This is a genomic window from Xanthobacter sp. DMC47 (assembly GCF_056313845.1).
Genome location: NZ_JBQUZM010000001.1, coordinates 956,678 through 973,052, shown reverse-complemented (window position 1 = coordinate 973,052; position 16,375 = coordinate 956,678). Strand labels below are relative to the sequence as shown.

The following is a 16,375-nucleotide window of genomic DNA, read 5'->3' as shown; positions in this document are numbered from 1 at the left end:
GGGGAGGGGACGCTCCTGCCTCATTCGGCCGCCGCGAGGCCGCGGCGCTTCTCCATCTCGCGCAGGGCGCGGCGGTATTCCACCGGCATCACCTTGACGAACTTGGAGCGATAGTCCGCCCAGTTGTCGAGGATCTGCTGCGCCCGCGCCGAGCCCGTATAGTGCAGGTGCTTGGCGATGAGCTGGTGCAGGCGCTCCTCGTCGTGGCGGGACATGTCGCCCTGCACGTCGATGCGGCCCTTGAACTCCAGGTCGCCGCCGTGGTGGTGGAGGCGCTCCAGGAGATCCTCCTCCTCCTCGACCGGCTCCAGGTCCACCATGGAGAGGTTGCAGCGCTTGGCGAAGCTCTTGTCCTCGTCGAGCACATAGGCGACGCCGCCGGACATGCCGGCCGCGAAGTTGCGCCCCGTGGGGCCGATGACCACCACGATGCCGCCGGTCATGTATTCGCAGCCATGGTCGCCGGTGCCTTCGACGACGGCGATTGCCCCCGAATTGCGCACGGCGAAGCGTTCGCCGGCGACGCCGCGGAAGTAGCATTCGCCCTCGGTGGCGCCATACATCACCGTGTTGCCGACGATGATGGAATGCTCCGCCACGATGGCCGAGTTGGCCGGCGGCCGCACGATGATGCGCCCGCCCGACAGGCCCTTGCCCACGTAGTCGTTGGCCTCACCCACGAGATCGAACGTGACGCCCGCCGCGAGGAAGGCGCCGAAGGCCTGGCCCGCGGTGCCCGAGAGGGTGACGTGGATGGTGTCGTCGGGCAGGCCGGCGCCGCCATAGGCCTTCGCCACCGCGCCCGAGAGCATGGCGCCGGCGGAGCGGTCCACCGAGCGGATGGGCGTCTCGATCTCCACGCGCTCGCCGCGCTCCAGCGCCGGGGCCGCCTTTGCGATGAGGGTGCGGTCGAGCACCTTCTCGATGGGGTGGTGCTGGCGCTCGGTGTGGCGGATGCCCACGTCGGCGGGCACCTGCGGCACCGCGAAGATGCGCGAGAAGTCGAGGCCCTTGGCCTTCCAGTGGTCGATGGCGGCCTTCTGGTCCAGCACGTCGGCGCGGCCCACCATTTCCTCCAGCTTGCGGAAGCCGAGGGAGGCCATGATCTCCCGCACCTCTTCCGCGATGAAGAAGAAGTAGTTGATGACGTGCTCGGGCGTGCCCTTGAAGCGCTTGCGCAGCACGGGGTCCTGCGTCGCCACGCCCACCGGGCAGGTGTTCAGGTGGCACTTGCGCATCATGATGCAGCCCGCCGCGATGAGCGGGGCGGTGGAGAAGGCGAATTCGTCGGCGCCGAGCAGGGCGCCGATCACCACGTCCCGGCCGGTGCGCAGGCCGCCGTCCACCTGCAGCGCGACGCGCGAGCGCAGGCGGTTGGCCACCAGCGTCTGCTGGGTCTCGGCAAGGCCCATCTCCCACGGCGAGCCGGCGTGCTTGATGGAGGTCAGCGGGCTCGCGCCCGTGCCGCCCTCGAAGCCGGAGATGGTGATGTGGTCGGCGCGCGCCTTGGCGACGCCGGCCGCCACCGTGCCCACGCCGACCTCGGAAACGAGCTTCACCGACACGTCCGCGTCGGGGTTCACGTTCTTGAGGTCGTAGATGAGCTGGGCGAGGTCCTCGATGGAATAGATGTCATGGTGCGGGGGCGGGGAAATGAGGCCCACGCCCGGGGTGGAGTGGCGCACCTTGGCGATCACCGCATCCACCTTGTGGCCGGGCAGCTGGCCGCCCTCGCCGGGCTTGGCGCCCTGCGCGACCTTGATCTGCATCACGTCGGAATTGACGAGATATTCCGCCGTCACGCCGAAGCGGCCGGAGGCCACCTGCTTGATGGCGGAGCGCATGCTGTCGCCGTTGGGCAGGGGCTTGAACCGCTCGGGCTCCTCGCCGCCCTCGCCGGTGTTCGACTTGCCGCCGATCCGGTTCATGGCGATGGCGAGCGTCGTGTGCGCCTCCCGCGAGATGGAGCCGAACGACATGGCGCCGGTGACGAAGCGCTTCACGATCTCGGAGGCGGGCTCCACCTCGGAGATGTCCACGCCCGCCTGCCCGATCTCCTCCGCGCCCTTGATGCGAAACAGCGAGCGCACGGTGAGGAGGCGCTTGTCCTCCTCGTTGATCATGGCGGCGAACGCCCGGTACTTGTCCTGCGCGTTGCCGCGCACGGCATGCTGGAGGGTCGCAACCGAGTCCGGCGACCAGGCATGGTCCTCGCCGCGGATGCGGTAGGCGTATTCGCCGCCCACATCGAGCGCCGAGCGGAAGATCGGCGCGTCGGAGAAGGCGAGCTTGTGCCGGCGCACGGTCTCTTCCGCGATCTCCGGCAGGCCGACGCCCTCGATGGTGGTGGCGGTGCCGAAGAAATACTTGTGAACCAGCTCGGAGGAGAGGCCCACCGCGTCGAAGATCTGCGCGCCGCAATAGGACTGGTAGGTGGAAATGCCCATCTTGGACATCACCTTCAGCAGTCCCTTGTCGATGGACTTGATGAAGCGCTTCACGATCTCCTTGTCGTCCACCTCCTCCGGAATCTCGTCCTTCATGGAGAGCAGGGTCTCGAAGGCGAGATAGGGGTTGATGGCCTCGGCGCCGTAGCCGGCGAGACAGGCGAAGTGATGCACTTCCCGCGCCTCGCCGGTCTCGATCACGAGACCGACCGAGGTGCGCAGGCCCTTGCGGATGAGGTGGTGGTGCACCGCCGCCGTGGCGAGCAGCGCCGGGATCGGGATGCGGTCCGCGCCCACGAGGCGGTCGGACAGGATGATGATGTTGTAGCCGCCATGGACGGCCGCCTCGGCGCGCTCGCAGAGCCGCTCGACGGCATCCTCCAGGCCCGCCGCGCCCTTGTCGGACGGATAGGTGATGTCCAGCGTGCGGGTGTCGAACCGCTCCTCCATGAAGCCGATGGAGCGGATCTTCTCCAGGTCCTCGTTGGTGAGGATGGGCTGGCGCACCTCAAGGCGCTTGCGGCGGGCGTTGCCTTCCAGGTCGAAGATGTTCGGCCGCGGCCCGATGAACGAGACGAGGCTCATCACCAGCTCCTCGCGGATCGGGTCGATGGGCGGGTTCGTCACCTGCGCGAAGTTCTGCTGGAAGTAGCTGAACAGCGACTTCGACTTGTTGGACAGCACGCTGATGGGCGTGTCGGTGCCCATGGAGCCGACGGCCTCCTGGCCGGTGATGGCCATGGGCGCCATGAGCAGCTTGAGGTCTTCCTGCGTGTAGCCGAACGCCTGCTGGCGATCGAGCAGGGACACGTCGGTGCGCACCTCGCGCGCCTCCACGGGGCGCAGGTCTTCCAGCACCAGCTGGGTGTGCTTCAGCCACTCCTTGTAGGGGTTGGCGCGGGCCAGCTCGGTCTTGATCTCCTCGTCGGGGACGAGGCGGCCTTCCTCGAGGTCCACCAGCAGCATCTTGCCGGGCTGGAGGCGCCACTTGGTGACGATCTTCTCCTCGGGCAGGGTGAGCACGCCCATTTCCGAGGCGAGGACGATGGTGTCGTCGCTCGTCACCATGTAGCGGGCGGGGCGCAGGCCGTTGCGGTCCAGCGTCGCGACAATCTGGCGGCCGTCGGTGGCGACGATGGCGGCGGGGCCGTCCCACGGCTCCATGAGGGAGGCGTGATACTCGTAGAAGGCGCGCCGCTCCTCGTCCATGAGCGGGTTGCCGGCCCACGCCTCGGGCACCAGCATCATGGCCGCGTGGGGCAGCGAGTAGCCGCCCTGCACCAGGAATTCGAGCGCGTTATCGAAGCAGGCGGTATCCGACTGGCCCTCGTAGCTGATGGGCCAGAGCTTGGAGATGTCGGCGCCGAACAGCTCCGAATCCACGCTCGCCTGCCGCGCCGCCATCCAGTTGACGTTGCCGCGCAGGGTGTTGATCTCGCCGTTGTGCGCCACCATGCGATAGGGGTGGGCCAGCGGCCAGGCCGGGAAGGTGTTGGTGGAAAAGCGCTGGTGGACGAGGGCGAGCGCGCTCTCGAAGTCCGGATCATGCAGGTCCGGATAATAGGCCCCCAGCTGGTCGGCGAGGAACATGCCCTTGTAGACCAGCGTGCGGCAGGAGAGCGACACCGGATAATAGCCGGCGGTGCGCGGGTCCTTGGCGCCGTAGACGGTGTTGGAGATCACCTTGCGCAGCACGAACAGGCGGCGCTCGAAGCCGTCCTCGTCGCCCGCGAACTCGCCGCGGCCGATGAAGATCTGCACGTGCTTGGGCTCGGTGGGCAGCACGCTGACGCCGAGGGAGGAATTGTCGGTGGGCACGTCGCGCCAGCCGATCAGCGCGAAGCCCTCTTCGGCGACCACCCGCTCGTAGGCGGCGCGGACGATGGCCTCGCCCTCGGGATCGCGCGGCATGAAGATGTGGCCGACGGCATATTCACCGGGCTCGGGCAGGGCGAAGCCGAGGCGGGCGGCCTCCTTGGCGAAGAACTTGTGCGGGATCTGCACCAGCATGCCCGCGCCGTCGCCGGCGCGCGGATCGGCACCCACCGCGCCGCGGTGCTCCAGATTGAGCAGGATGTTGATGCCGTCCTGCACGATGCGGTGGCTCTTTCGGCCCTTGATGTCGGCGATGAAGCCGACGCCGCAGGCGTCACGCTCGTGCGCCGGGTCGAACAGGCCGAAGGCGTCCGGACGGCCAACGATCGCCGTGTCTTTCACGGCGGCGGCAGTGTGAGCCACGCTTCCGATCAAGCCATCCTTGCGATCCATCGGTGCCATCTGACCATTCCTTTTCCATAGGGCGGCACGCCGCCCGCATTCGCCGGCTTCGCCGCCGGCCTTCCCCAGATTGTCGGCGCCCCTGCGCATCGCGCCGGGCGCCGAACCCCCTTCGCCCGGACGGGACGTCCCGGCGATATCCGATACCTGCTTTGCAACTTTTGCACCACAGCCGCGCCGCGCAGAAATGCGCCCCCGTCCGGCCTCGGCCGGCGACGGGCCGGCCCCTTGGAACGTAAGCTCGGCAATTCGGCGCGCACGGGAGATAGGGAAGCAGGACTGCCCTATCTCGGCGAAGATGCCAGAAAAGCAGCAGCCTCACAAGCGCCACGATGGCGCAGAAACCGCCAATTTGGCGAAAAATTGCGCGGCCGGAGCGTTTGACGCAAGAACGGTACGGGGCGGTTGGTCCTCGCGCAACGGGATTTCGGGGCGGCTGCCGACGCCGTGGCGAAAGCCGGCGGGCGTCCCGCTTCCGCCGCCGGCGCCCGTCCCACGGCTGCCGCATTGAAAGGCTTATGTGATCGGGAATCGGGCCGTTCCTCAGGCCTTGCCCTCGCCTGCGCGCATGCGCATGGGGTGGAGCAGGGGAGAACGGCCGACCGCCGCAGGTTTCCACTGTTCCGGAGCAGCGCCGTGCGCCACACCGTCTCACTTCCCCTCGGCTCCCGGCCGGTGCTGCGCGCGGCCGCCGTCTCTGCCCTTCTCTTCGGCAGCGCGCTGCCGGCGGCGGCGCAGGTGCTGATCTATGAGGGCCAGCCCGGCCTCGCGCCGCGCGGCTATCCGGTGCCGCCCGGCGCCTATCCCCCCGGCACCTATCCGGGCGGCGCGTATGCCGTTCCGCAGGCGCGCTATCCGGTGCTGCCGCCGGAGGAAATCCGCGCCATCGCGCAGAGCCTGGGCTACTGGAACATCGGTGCCCCGAAGCTCTCCGGCCGCTTCTATCTGGTGGCCGCCTCCGACCAGGAGGGGCGGGCGCTCCTGCGGGTAAACGCCTTTACCGGCCGGGTGGTCAGCGCCCGCAATATTCCGGGCGGACCGGCCGTGACCGCGCCTGCGCCCTATCCCGCGCCCCAGCGTGCGGCGCCTCCGGCGACGGCGCGCGCGGTTCCGCCTCCGGCGCCCGCCTACAGCGCCCCCGCTCCCGCGCCTGCGATGGCGGGCACCCCGGCGCCGCTGCCGCCCCAGCGGCCGCCCGAGGCGACCATGGCGGCCGTAACGCCCGCGCCTTCGGCGGTCGCCCCATCCACGCCGGTCACCGGGGCGCCGGTCGCCGCCGCTCCTGCGCCTTCTCCCGCTCCCGCTGCCGCCGCCCCTGCGGCCCAGCCGGCACCGGGCGCGAGCGCCAACGCGCCCGCAGGCCAGACGGCGGCCCAGCAATCGGCCAATGCCGCGCCCTCCGCGACGCCGGCTCCGCCCGTGAGCGCCGCCCAGCCGCAGAAGCGCAAGGCGGGCGCTGGCACGGCGACCACCGACAGCGCGTCGGCGGGCACCGCCTCGGTCCTGTCGCGTCCGAAAGGTCAGTAAGAGAAGGTCAGCGAGAGGCCCGCGGCCTCACGCCAGATAGGCCGCGGCCACCAGTCCGATCACGATGATGGCGAGAAAGCCCAGCGTGACGAGGCCCAGCCGCTTCTCGATGAACTCGCGCGCCGACGGGCCGAAATAGTACAGGATCGCCGCCAGCAGGAAGAAGCGCGCGCCGCGGGTGATGACCGACAGCACGATGAACCAGAACAGGCTGTAGTCGGCGAAGCCCGAGGTGATGGTGACCAGCTTGAAGGGGATGGGCGTCAATCCCTTCAGCAGGATCACCCAGTGCCCGTAATGGGCGTAGGCGGCGCGGAACTGGTCGACCTTCTGGCCGTAGCCGTACAGCTCGATCAGGAACTTGCCCACGCTGTCATAGAGCAGCGCGCCGATGGCGTAGCCGACGAGGCCGCCCAGCACCGAAGCGATGGTGGCGATGAGGGCGTAGCGCCAGGCCTTGTCGGGCCGCGCCAGCGTCATGGGCACCTGCAGCACGTCCGGCGGGACCGGGAACACCGAGCTTTCCGCGAAGGCCACGATGGCGAGGGCCCAGGGCGCCGACGGCTTCGCCGAATACGCGATGATCCAGTCGTAGAGCTTGCGGAGCATGGGCGCCTTGCTGCGTTGCGGAAGAGTGCTTTCGCTTAGAGCCTCGACGGATCCGAGTAAAGCGCCGCGCCGCGCGGCCTTTCGCCGGCCCGCGCCGGGGGTGCCTTCCGGGCCGCGGGCATGGCCACGCCTGCGCTCGTAAACCGATGCTTTACCACCCCGGTTCACGCAAGGGCGCTGTGACTCGCAGGACACAGACACGTGGCGCGGCGCGGTGTAAACCCGGTTTCGCTGCGGTCGAGTCGCGGGGGCGTCACCCCGGTCGCGGTGCCGGCGGGGCGGGCCACGCCCCGGACGATTTTCCGGGGAACACCCCGGTGCCGTTCAGTCTTTATGAACCGGTGCTGACACACTCATTCAGCTCCGGTGCCGCACGGGAAGCGTAAACGTGCTGCACCGCCGCAAGGGTGCCGTCGGCAACGGAAGCCGCGACGCAAGTTCCGAGGATCGAGGATGACCAAGCGAATCGCCGTGTTTGCCGCTCTCGTGCTGGGCTATGTGCTGACAGGCATGGCGCTGAACGCCAGCCAGCCGGCCGACGCCGCTTCCCCCGCCTCGCCTGCCACTCAGCAGACCGAGAGCAACTGATCGCATCCCGATCAAGGCGCCCATCGGGGCGCCTCCCGTCCTCGGTCGATGGACCAGCGGCGGGTGTCAGGTCGATGGCCGCGCAGTTTTAATGAAGCAACGCAAGTATGAAAAAGGCCGGGCAAGCGCCCGGCCTTTTCATTTTCATGCCCGTTGCCGCATCGATGACCGGGCAGGCCCGGCCATCGGGGGAGGGCGCTCAGTGGACGGCGGCCTTCTTCTGCGGCTCGAGATCGGCGGCGGTCAGGGGCGGGTTGGCGAGGATGCCGCCGAGGCCGGCCATGGCGGCGCGCTGGCGCACCAAAGCGAGCACCACGTCGAGGGTCGGGGTGGGCATCTCCAGCATCTGGCCCATTTCCTGGACGACGCTGACCAGCGGATCGATCTCCATCGGCCGGTCACGCTCCAGGTCCTGCAGCATGGAGGTCTTGTGCGCGCCCACGGCGCCGGCGCCGTTGATGCGGCGTTCCACGTCCACGCGGAAGTTGACGCCGATGCGCTCGGCGATGGCCTTGGCCTCCAGCATCATGGCCTTGGCCACGGCGCGGGTGCCGGGATCGGCGGCGATCAGGTCGAGGGTGGCGTGGGTGAGGGCGCTGATGGGGTTGAAGCAGAGGTTGCCCCACAGCTTCAGCCACAGCTCGTCGCGGATGTTGGGCATCACCGGCGCGCGCAGGCCGCCCTTCTCCATCATCTCGCTGAGGGCGGTGACGCGGGGCGTGATCTCGCCCGACGGCTCCCCGAGGGGGAACTTGTCGCCGTAGATGTGCTGGATGACGCCCGGTGCCACAACTTCGGTCGCGGGATAGACGATGCAGCCGATGGCGCGCTCGGGGCGCAGCACTTCCCACTGCTTCGCACCGGGATCGATGGTGGCGAGGGTGCGGTTCTCCAGCGGCCCGCCATTCTTGTAGAAATACCAGTAGGGCACGCCGTTCACGGCGGTGACGACCGAGGTGTCGTTGCCCAGCAGCGGGCGCATCTGCTCCACCACGCCGGGTACCGAATGGCCCTTGAGGGCGATGATGACGTAATCCTGCGGGCCCAGTTCGCGCGGATCGTCGGTGGCGCGCACCTTGGCGACGCGCTCCTCGCCGTTGATGAGCAGCTTCACGCCATTGGTCTGCATGGCCTCCAGATGGCCGCCGCGGGCCACCAGGCTGACTTCGGCGCCGGCGTGCGCGAGCTGCACGCCCAGATAGCCGCCGATGGCCCCGGCACCGTAAATGCATACCTTCATGGCGATCCTCCCTGCTGTGCGCGATCTGTGTCGTATTATGTATACCAGATTAGCGGGCAGCCCCGCCGTTCGGCAAGTGCTGGCCACCATACTTATGGAAATTAATTCCGCAACGTGGAAAATTTGACGCAGGGGCAGCGCGCGGGGTGGACGGGGGCGAGGGGAACGATAGTTTGTTGGGCAACCAAACGGGAGGAGAATGCGGCATGCCGGACACCGAGCTCGCACCGCGGCGCAGGGGACGGCCGGCCTCCGGCACGGCGTCGGAGGGCGGGGCCGAGGTCCAGTCGCTGGATCGCGCCATCGCCCTTTTGCGCGTGGTGGCGGACCAGGACGGCATGGCGCTGGCCGAGATCGCGCGGCGCGCCGAACTGCCCGTCTCCACCGTGCATCGCCTTCTGACCACGCTGGAGAAGCGACAGCTGGTCAATCACGACCTCTCCACCGGGCTCTGGACGGTGGGGCTCGGCCTGTTCCGCATCGGCTCGGCCTATTTGCGCATCCGCAAGCTGCCGGATATCGGCCGCCCCGTGATTCGCCGCCTGCTGCACGAAACCGACGAGACCGTGAACCTCGCCATGTTCGATGCCATGGAGCTGGTGGTGGTGGCGCAGGCGGAGGCCCATGCGCCGGTGCGCGCCTTCTTCCGCCTCGGCGCGCGGCTGCCGCTGCATGCCACCGCCGCCGGCAAGGCGGTGCTCGCCGCCGCCAGTCCGTCCTTCCGCGGCGCGTGCCTCGCCCAGGTGCGCTACGAGCCCTTCACCACCGCCACCCGCCGCGAGGAGCGGGCGCTGATGGACGACGTCTCCGAAATCCTGGAGCGCGGCTTCGCCGTGGACCGGGAGGAGCACGCCCCCGGCATGCGCGCGGTGGCAGCGGCCATTCTCAACGAGTGGCGCGAGCCCATCGGCGCGGTGTCGGTGTCGGGTCCCGCGGTGCGCATGAGCGAGGATCGCATCCAGCGCCTCGGCCGGCGGGTCGCGGCGGCGGCGGAACAGATGACGCGCCTGTATTCGGGTGCGGATGAGACCCTGCCGCAGGACTACGCCGCCTTCCGGTAGGCGGCCTTCCCTAACTGGAATACAGTATTCCAAAGTTGTGGCATACAACGTACCTAATTCCGAATTGAAAATTCCAATTGACACCCCTCCCTTGGTCTATACTCTTGCCAAGCCGCCGTAACGGCAACGGTGGGAACGCCAACTAAAATGCCGGCAAAATCGCGTATTGGTGAAAATGCGCGATGTCAAAACAGGCTGAAGTCCCGTTGTCGTCTGCTCCATAGAGGCTAAGCCCAGGGGTTGGACGAGCAGAAATGTTCTCGGGAACTTGCCCGGCGCAACAGGCGCCGGCTGAAACAAGCTCTGGAATTGCGATCCGCACAAAAAACAACGCGGACGTGGGGAGGAAAATCAGATGCATTCGGCAATCGCCAAGATCGTCAGGAGAGGTGTGGCTGCGCTCGCGGTCACGACGGCGCTCGCGCCGGCAATCGCCCATGCGGCGTGGGAGCCTACCAAGACCGTGGAATTCATCGTGCCCGCCGGCACCGGCGGCGGCGCCGACCAGATGGCGCGGATGATCCAGGGCATCGTCCAGAAGAACAATCTGATGAGCCAGCCGCTCGTCGTCATCAACAAGTCCGGCGGCGCCGGCGCCGAAGGCTTCCTGGACGTGAAGGGGTCCAACCGGAACCCCCACAAGATCATCATTTCCCTCTCGAATCTCTTCACCACCCCGCTCGCCACCGGCGTCCCCTTCTCCTGGAAGGACATGACCCCGGTTTCCATGCTCGCGCTCGACGAATTCGTCCTGTGGGTGAACGCCAAGGCCCCCTATGACGACGTGAAGGGCTTCCTCGCCGCGCTCAAGGCGGCCTCCGGCGACCAGACCTTCAAGATGGGCGGCACCGGCTCCAAGCAGGAAGACCAGATCATCACCGCTGCCATCGAGCAGAAGACCGGCGCCAAGTTCATCTACGTGCCCTACAAGGGCGGCGGCGACGTCGCGGCCCAGCTGGTCGGCGGGCATGTCACCGCCTCGGTCAACAACCCCATCGAGGCGGTGTCCCAGTGGCGCGCGGGCGAGCTGAAGCCGCTCTGCGTGTTCGACTATGAGCGGCTGCCCTACAAGGAGCCCATCGCCAACGGCAAGTCGTGGAACGACATCCCGACCTGCAAGGAATCCGGCCTCGATATCGAATATCTGATGCTGCGCGGCATCCTCATGCCGCCGAATGCCACGAAGGATCAGGTCGATTACTTCGTCGAGCTGTTCAAGAAGGTCCGCGCCACGCCGGATTGGCAGGACTTCATGCAGAAGGGGGCCTTCAATACGACGGCCCTGAGCGGTCCCGAATACGCCGCCTGGCTCACCAAGGCCGAGGCTACGCACAAGGACCTCATGGAGAAGGCGGGCTTCGTCGCGAAATAAGCGATGAGGTTCGCGGCGCCGGTGCCGTGTGGCCGCAGAGCCGCGGGCGCCGGAAGGGCAGGGACGGCAGGGGCTTCGCCGCACGCGGAGCCGGGCCGGCCGCCGACCCTTCGCGCCGATCTGGGAAGCCCATCCGGGACGCCGCGCGGAACCTGACCGCCGTGCGCCCCGGCCGTGACCGGCCCCGTTTGAAGCCCCGCAGGATGCCTGAGAAGGATGCCCGAGCGCGGGGCGCTTCAAGGATCTGACCCCATGAGCACTGAAACGCGCACTGACAGCGGACACACCGCCCCCACCGCGCATAATGAGAAGACCGTCACCAACCGCACCATGGACGTGGTGGTGGCGCTGATCTTCATGGCCCTCGCGGCCGTCGTCATGGCCGACAGCTGGCGCGTGGGCGCGCGCTGGGCGTCGGACGGCCCGCAGGCCGGCTACTTCCCCTTCTATGTCGGCCTCATCATGTTCATCGCCTCCACCACCACGCTGGTGCAGGCGCTGGTGAGCCGCCATCCGGACCTCGGCAACTTCGTGGATCGCTCGCAGCTCGTCTCGGTGATGCAGGTGTTCATCCCGACGACAATCTATGTGGGGCTGATCTTCCTCCTCGGAATCTATCTCGCCTCCGCGGTGTTCATCGCCTTCTTCATGTGGTGGCTCGGCAAGTACCCGGTGGCGAAGATCATCCCCGTCGCCGTGGGCGTGCCGCTCGCCCTCTTCGTCATGTTCGAGATCTGGTTCCTCGTGCCGCTGCCCAAGGGCCCGCTCGAGACCGCGCTCGGCTACTGACCGCCGGCACCCTGCCGCGGTCCCGCCCGCGCGCCCGCCCAGCGGGGGCGGCGGGAGGCAAAAGACGATCTCCGCCCGGCTGCGCCCGGCGGGTCCGGGCGATCCGACGCCCACTCATCGATTCGCGATCATCGACGCACAACAGGCAACGCGCCCGACCCGCGTGAGCCGCCATAGAAGCGGCCGGGGGGCGCAACGGAGGACCCCGTGGAAGCGCTCACGTCACTCATCGGAGGGTTCGGTGTCCTCGCCGACCCCATGAACATCGTCTACATGTTCGTCGGCATCGCGCTCGGCGTCCTCATCGGCGTGCTGCCGGGGCTGGGGGGCGCCAACGGCGTCGCCATCCTGCTGCCGCTCACCTTCTCCATGTCGCCGGTGTCGGCGATCATCATGCTCTCCTCCATCTATTGGGGAGCGCTGTTCGGCGGCGCCATCACCTCGGTGCTGTTCAACATTCCCGGCGAGCCCTGGAGCGTGGCCACCACCTTCGACGGGCATCCCATGGCCCAGAAGGGGAAGGCCGGCGAGGCGCTGACGGGGGCCTTCACCGGCTCCTTCATCGGCGCCTTCTTCGCCGTGCTGCTCATCACCTTCCTCGCGCCGGTCATCGCGAAGTTCGCGCTGCAGTTCGGCCCGGCCGAATTCTTCGCCGTCTACCTCCTCACCTTCTGCTCGTTCGTCGGCATGGGTAAGGAGCCGCCGGCCAAGGTGCTCGCGGCCATGATGCTCGGCTTCGCCCTCGCGGCGGTGGGCATCGACACGGTAACCGGCCAGCTGCGCATGACCTTCGGGTCGGTGGAGCTTCTGCGCGGCTTCGACTTCCTGGTGGCGGTCATCGGCCTGTTCGGCGTGGGCGAGATCCTGCTCACCATGGAGGAGGGGCTCGCCTTCAAGGGCAAGAGCGCGTCCATCAATCCCAAGGTGGTGCTGCACACCTGGGCGCAGATCCCCAAATACTGGGCGGGCCTTCTGCGCTCGGCCATCGTCGGCTGCTGGATGGGCGTCACCCCCGGCGGCGCCACGCCGGCCTCCTTCATGAGCTACGGCCTCGCCAAGAAGTTCTCCAAGAACGGGCGCAACTTCGGCAAGGGCGAGCTGGAAGGCGTCATCATGCCAGAGACGGCGGCCCACGCCGCCGGCACCTCGGCACTGCTGCCCATGCTCACGCTGGGCATCCCCGGCTCGCCCACCGCGGCGGTGCTGCTCGGCGGCCTGCTCATCTGGGGCCTCCAGCCCGGCCCGCTGCTGTTCGTGGAGCAGAAGGACTTCGTGTGGGGCCTCATCGCCTCGATCTATCTCGGCAACATCGCCGGCCTGATCGTGGTGCTGACCACCGTGCCGATCTTCGCGGCCATCCTGCGCATCCCGTTCAGCGTGATCGCGCCGATCATCCTCGTGATCTGCGCGGTGGGCGCCTACACGGTGCACAATGCCGGGCTCGACATCGCCGTCATGCTGGTCTTCGGCGTCATCGGCTACCTGTTCAAGAAGCTGCAGTATCCGCTGGCGCCGCTGGTGCTGGCCCTGGTGCTGGGCGACATGGCAGAATCGTCCTTCCGGCAGGCCATGCTGGTCTCGCAGGGCCACCTCTCCATCTTCTGGTCCAACCCGCTGGTGGGCTCCATCGTCACCCTCGCGCTGGTGATGCTGGTGTGGCCGCTGGTGTCGAAGGTGATGGCCCGCCTCAACGGGCACAAGGAAGCGGCGGCCGCCGAGTGAGGCTCAAGATGACGGGCGGGAGCACAGCTTCCGCCCGTTACCGTTCGGACCCTCATGCCCTTGGGTCGTGCTGCAGCGCGCAACCGATTTCCGGCAAGATGGGATTGATACGGAGTTCTGAACACCGTATACAGTATTTCACGGATGAGGAACGCCTCGACAGAAGGCGGCCGCTTCCAGGGAGAGGAAGTCCAGGTCGTGCAGACGCCCGTGCATCAGACGCCCGCGCTCGATGTTGATCCTCCGAAGCTCAAGGTCGAGCCTCTGGAGGCCGCGTCCAGCCTGCGCATGCTGGCCTATGAGGCCCTGAAGCGCGCCATCACGCAGATGGACATCTACGGCTCGACCACCGAATTCCGTCTCGACGAGCGCCAGCTTTCCGAGACGCTGGGCGTATCGCGGACGCCGATCCGCGAGGCCATGACCGTTCTGGAGCAGGAGGGCTTCGTGCGCTCCGTTCCGCGCCGCGGCATCTTCGTGGTGCGCAAGACCAAGCGCGAGATCCTCGACCTCATCGTGGTCTGGGCGGCGCTGGAGGCGATGGCGGCGCGGCTGGCCGCGACCCACGCCTCGGACATCGAGATCGCGGGCCTGCGCCGGCTCTTCCACGAGTTCCAGGCGCAGCCGCTCGCCAACCAGATGAACGAGTATTCGGAGGCGAACATCGCCTTCCATCAGGCCGTGATCCGCATGGGCGGGTGCCGGCTGATCGTGGACATGACGGAGAACCTGTTCCTGCACATGCGCGCCATCCGCGCAGTCTCGGTGCGGCAGGAGAACCGGTACGAAATCTCCATGCGGGAACACATGGCGATCATCGATGCGCTCGAGACCCGAGACCCAGATCTCGCCGAGCGCCTGGTGCGGGAACACACCATGGGCCTTGCGGCTCATGTGGAACGGCACGGCGTCTTCCCCGAATAGGCCGGTCACAGGCCCCGGAACGACGCCCTAGGAGATCCTCATGGCTACGGCGGAAAAGTCCAAGATCGAAGACAACGTGGTGCATATCGACCCGGCCGCCGAGGCCGAGCGTGATCTCACCGACGGCTTCCACCTCGTCATCGATGCCCTGAAGCTCAACGGCATCGAGACCATCTACGGCGTGCCCGGCATCCCGATCACCGATCTCGGCCGCATGTGCCAGGCCGAGGGCATCCGTGTCATTTCCTTCCGTCACGAGCAGAATGCCGGCAACGCGGCGGCGATTGCGGGCTTCCTCACCAAGAAGCCCGGCATTTGCCTCACCGTGTCGGCCCCCGGCTTCCTCAACGGCCTGACCGCGCTGGCGAATGCCACCACCAACTGCTTCCCGATGATCCTCATCTCGGGCTCCTCCGAGCGCGAGATCGTCGACCTGCAGCAGGGCGATTATGAGGAGATGGACCAGCTCGCCATCGCCAAGCCCCTGTGCAAGGCGGCGTTCCGCGTGCTGCACGCTGCCGACATCGGCATCGGCGTCGCCCGCGCCATCCGCGCGGCGGTGTCGGGCCGTCCCGGCGGCGTCTATCTCGACCTGCCGGCGAAGCTCTTCGGCCAGGTGATGGATGCCGAGGCCGGTGCCAAGTCCCTCGTCAAGGTGATCGACCCCGCCCCGGCGCAGATCCCGGCCCCGGCCGCGGTGGACCGCGCCATCGAGCTGCTCAAGGGCGCTGAGCGTCCCCTCGTCATCCTCGGCAAGGGCGCGGCCTACGCGCAGGCCGACGACGAGATCCGCGCCTTCATCGAGAAGAGCGGCATCCCCTTCCTGCCCATGTCCATGGCCAAGGGCCTGCTGCCGGACACCCATCCCCAGTCGGCGGGCGCCGCGCGCTCCACCGCGCTGAAGGATGCCGACGTGGTCCTGCTGGTGGGCGCCCGCCTCAACTGGCTGCTCTCCCACGGCAAGGGCAAGACCTGGGGCGATGCCCCGAAGAAGTTCATCCAGGTGGACATCGAGCCCAAGGAGATGGACTCGAACGTCGAGATCGCGGCCCCGCTCGTCGGCGACATCGGCTCGGTGATCGCCGCGCTCAACGCCCGCCTCGACGGCTCGTGGAAGGTCCCCCCGGCCCAGTGGACCGAGACCATCCGCACCAAGAAGGAAGCCAACATCGCCAAGATGGCGCCGAAGCTTCTCAAGAACTCGGTGCCCATGGACTTCCATTCGGCCCTCGGCGCGCTGAAGAACGTCATCAAGGAGCGCCCCGACGCGCTGCTGGTGAACGAGGGCGCCAACACCCTCGACCTCGCCCGCGGCATCATCGACATGTACGAGCCGCGCAAGCGCCTCGATGTCGGCACCTGGGGCGTGATGGGCATCGGCATGGGCTTCGCCATCGCGGCGGCGGTGGAGACCGGAAAGAAGGTTCTCGCGGTGGAAGGCGACAGCGCCTTCGGCTTCTCCGGCATGGAGGTGGAGACCATCTGCCGCTACAACCTGCCGGTCACCATCGTGATCTTCAACAACAACGGCATCTATCGCGGCACCGACACCGACCCCACCGGGCGTGATCCCGGCACCACGGTGTTCGTCCCCGGCTCGCGCTACGACAAGATGATGGAAGCCTTCGGCGGCGTGGGCGTGAACGTCACGTCTCCCGACGAGCTCTATCGTGCGGTCAGCGCCGCCATGGACAGCGGGAAGCCCACCCTCATCAATGCGGAAATCGACCCGGCTGCCGGCTCCGAGAGCGGCAACATCGGCTCGCTGAACCCGCAGAGCGTGGTCAAGAAGAAGAAGTGAGCGGCGCCCGATCTATTC

Annotated in this window: 11 protein-coding genes; 8 read left to right on the top strand and 3 right to left on the bottom strand. The window is 67.7% G+C overall.

Annotation, left to right across the window (positions count from 1 at the left end):
* Positions 1–20 precede the first annotated feature (20 nt).
* On the bottom strand, positions 21–4,724 hold the full coding sequence (gene gltB / locus ACT54R_RS04530) for a glutamate synthase large subunit (protein WP_476324087.1): 4,704 nt from the start codon (positions 4,722–4,724) through the stop codon (positions 21–23).
* Between the two features lie 636 nt (positions 4,725–5,360).
* On the opposite strand from gltB, the gene ACT54R_RS04525 reads away from it, so the two are divergent.
* On the top strand, positions 5,361–6,251 hold the full coding sequence (locus tag ACT54R_RS04525) for a hypothetical protein (protein ID WP_476324085.1): 891 nt from the start codon (positions 5,361–5,363) through the stop codon (positions 6,249–6,251).
* A gap of 27 nt (positions 6,252–6,278) precedes the next feature.
* Here the strand turns inward: ACT54R_RS04525 and ACT54R_RS04520 are convergent, their stop codons facing one another.
* Positions 6,279–6,860 (bottom strand): YqaA family protein, encoded by a 582-nt coding sequence (locus tag ACT54R_RS04520; protein WP_476324083.1) that lies wholly within the window; start codon positions 6,858–6,860, stop codon positions 6,279–6,281.
* A 453-nt stretch (positions 6,861–7,313) separates the two neighbouring features.
* Between ACT54R_RS04520 and ACT54R_RS04515 the strand changes: the two genes are divergently transcribed.
* A complete protein-coding gene (locus ACT54R_RS04515) occupies positions 7,314–7,448 on the top strand; it encodes a hypothetical protein (RefSeq protein ID WP_476324081.1) in 135 nt (44 codons plus the stop codon).
* Between the two features lie 199 nt (positions 7,449–7,647).
* Here the strand turns inward: ACT54R_RS04515 and ACT54R_RS04510 are convergent, their stop codons facing one another.
* A complete protein-coding gene (locus ACT54R_RS04510; protein ID WP_168459895.1) occupies positions 7,648–8,688 on the bottom strand; it encodes a 2-dehydropantoate 2-reductase in 1,041 nt (346 codons plus the stop codon).
* 206 nt (positions 8,689–8,894) lie between these two features.
* Between ACT54R_RS04510 and ACT54R_RS04505 the strand changes: the two genes are divergently transcribed.
* The 6 genes from ACT54R_RS04505 (at position 8,895) to oxc (ending at position 16,357) form a co-directional block, all read left to right on the top strand.
* The gene (locus tag ACT54R_RS04505) at positions 8,895–9,749 is read left to right on the top strand and encodes an IclR family transcriptional regulator domain-containing protein (RefSeq protein ID WP_168459894.1); all 855 of its coding nucleotides are present in this window, start codon (positions 8,895–8,897) and stop codon (positions 9,747–9,749) included.
* A gap of 355 nt (positions 9,750–10,104) precedes the next feature.
* Positions 10,105–11,121, top strand: a complete 1,017-nt coding sequence (locus ACT54R_RS04500) for a tripartite tricarboxylate transporter substrate-binding protein (RefSeq protein WP_168459893.1) — start codon at positions 10,105–10,107, stop codon at positions 11,119–11,121.
* 252 nt (positions 11,122–11,373) lie between these two features.
* The gene (locus ACT54R_RS04495; protein WP_476324078.1) at positions 11,374–11,910 is read left to right on the top strand and encodes a tripartite tricarboxylate transporter TctB family protein; all 537 of its coding nucleotides are present in this window, start codon (positions 11,374–11,376) and stop codon (positions 11,908–11,910) included.
* Between the two features lie 258 nt (positions 11,911–12,168).
* Positions 12,169–13,632, top strand: a complete 1,464-nt coding sequence (locus tag ACT54R_RS04490) for a tripartite tricarboxylate transporter permease (RefSeq protein WP_210254623.1) — start codon at positions 12,169–12,171, stop codon at positions 13,630–13,632.
* A 288-nt stretch (positions 13,633–13,920) separates the two neighbouring features.
* The gene (locus tag ACT54R_RS04485) at positions 13,921–14,556 is read left to right on the top strand and encodes a GntR family transcriptional regulator (RefSeq protein WP_476326372.1); all 636 of its coding nucleotides are present in this window, start codon (positions 13,921–13,923) and stop codon (positions 14,554–14,556) included.
* Positions 14,557–14,596: 40 nt separating this feature from the next.
* A complete protein-coding gene (gene oxc / locus ACT54R_RS04480) occupies positions 14,597–16,357 on the top strand; it encodes an oxalyl-CoA decarboxylase (protein ID WP_476324076.1) in 1,761 nt (586 codons plus the stop codon).
* Positions 16,358–16,375 lie beyond the last annotated feature (18 nt).

What these genes read in the sequence shown, in the direction of transcription:
- gltB (WP_476324087.1), bottom strand. Translation starts at nt 4,724, where the DNA reads ATGGCACCGATGGATCGCAAGGATGGCTTGATCGGAAGCGTGGCTCAC.
- ACT54R_RS04495 (WP_476324078.1), top strand. Translation starts at nt 11,374, where the DNA reads ATGAGCACTGAAACGCGCACTGACAGCGGACACACCGCCCCCACCGCG.
- oxc (WP_476324076.1), top strand. Translation starts at nt 14,597, where the DNA reads ATGGCTACGGCGGAAAAGTCCAAGATCGAAGACAACGTGGTGCATATC.
- ACT54R_RS04500 (WP_168459893.1), top strand. Translation starts at nt 10,105, where the DNA reads ATGCATTCGGCAATCGCCAAGATCGTCAGGAGAGGTGTGGCTGCGCTC.
- ACT54R_RS04490 (WP_210254623.1), top strand. Translation starts at nt 12,169, where the DNA reads ATGAACATCGTCTACATGTTCGTCGGCATCGCGCTCGGCGTCCTCATC.
- ACT54R_RS04515 (WP_476324081.1), top strand. Translation starts at nt 7,314, where the DNA reads ATGACCAAGCGAATCGCCGTGTTTGCCGCTCTCGTGCTGGGCTATGTG.
- ACT54R_RS04520 (WP_476324083.1), bottom strand. Translation starts at nt 6,860, where the DNA reads ATGCTCCGCAAGCTCTACGACTGGATCATCGCGTATTCGGCGAAGCCG.
- ACT54R_RS04485 (WP_476326372.1), top strand. Translation starts at nt 13,921, where the DNA reads ATGCTGGCCTATGAGGCCCTGAAGCGCGCCATCACGCAGATGGACATC.
- ACT54R_RS04510 (WP_168459895.1), bottom strand. Translation starts at nt 8,688, where the DNA reads ATGAAGGTATGCATTTACGGTGCCGGGGCCATCGGCGGCTATCTGGGC.
- ACT54R_RS04505 (WP_168459894.1), top strand. Translation starts at nt 8,895, where the DNA reads ATGCCGGACACCGAGCTCGCACCGCGGCGCAGGGGACGGCCGGCCTCC.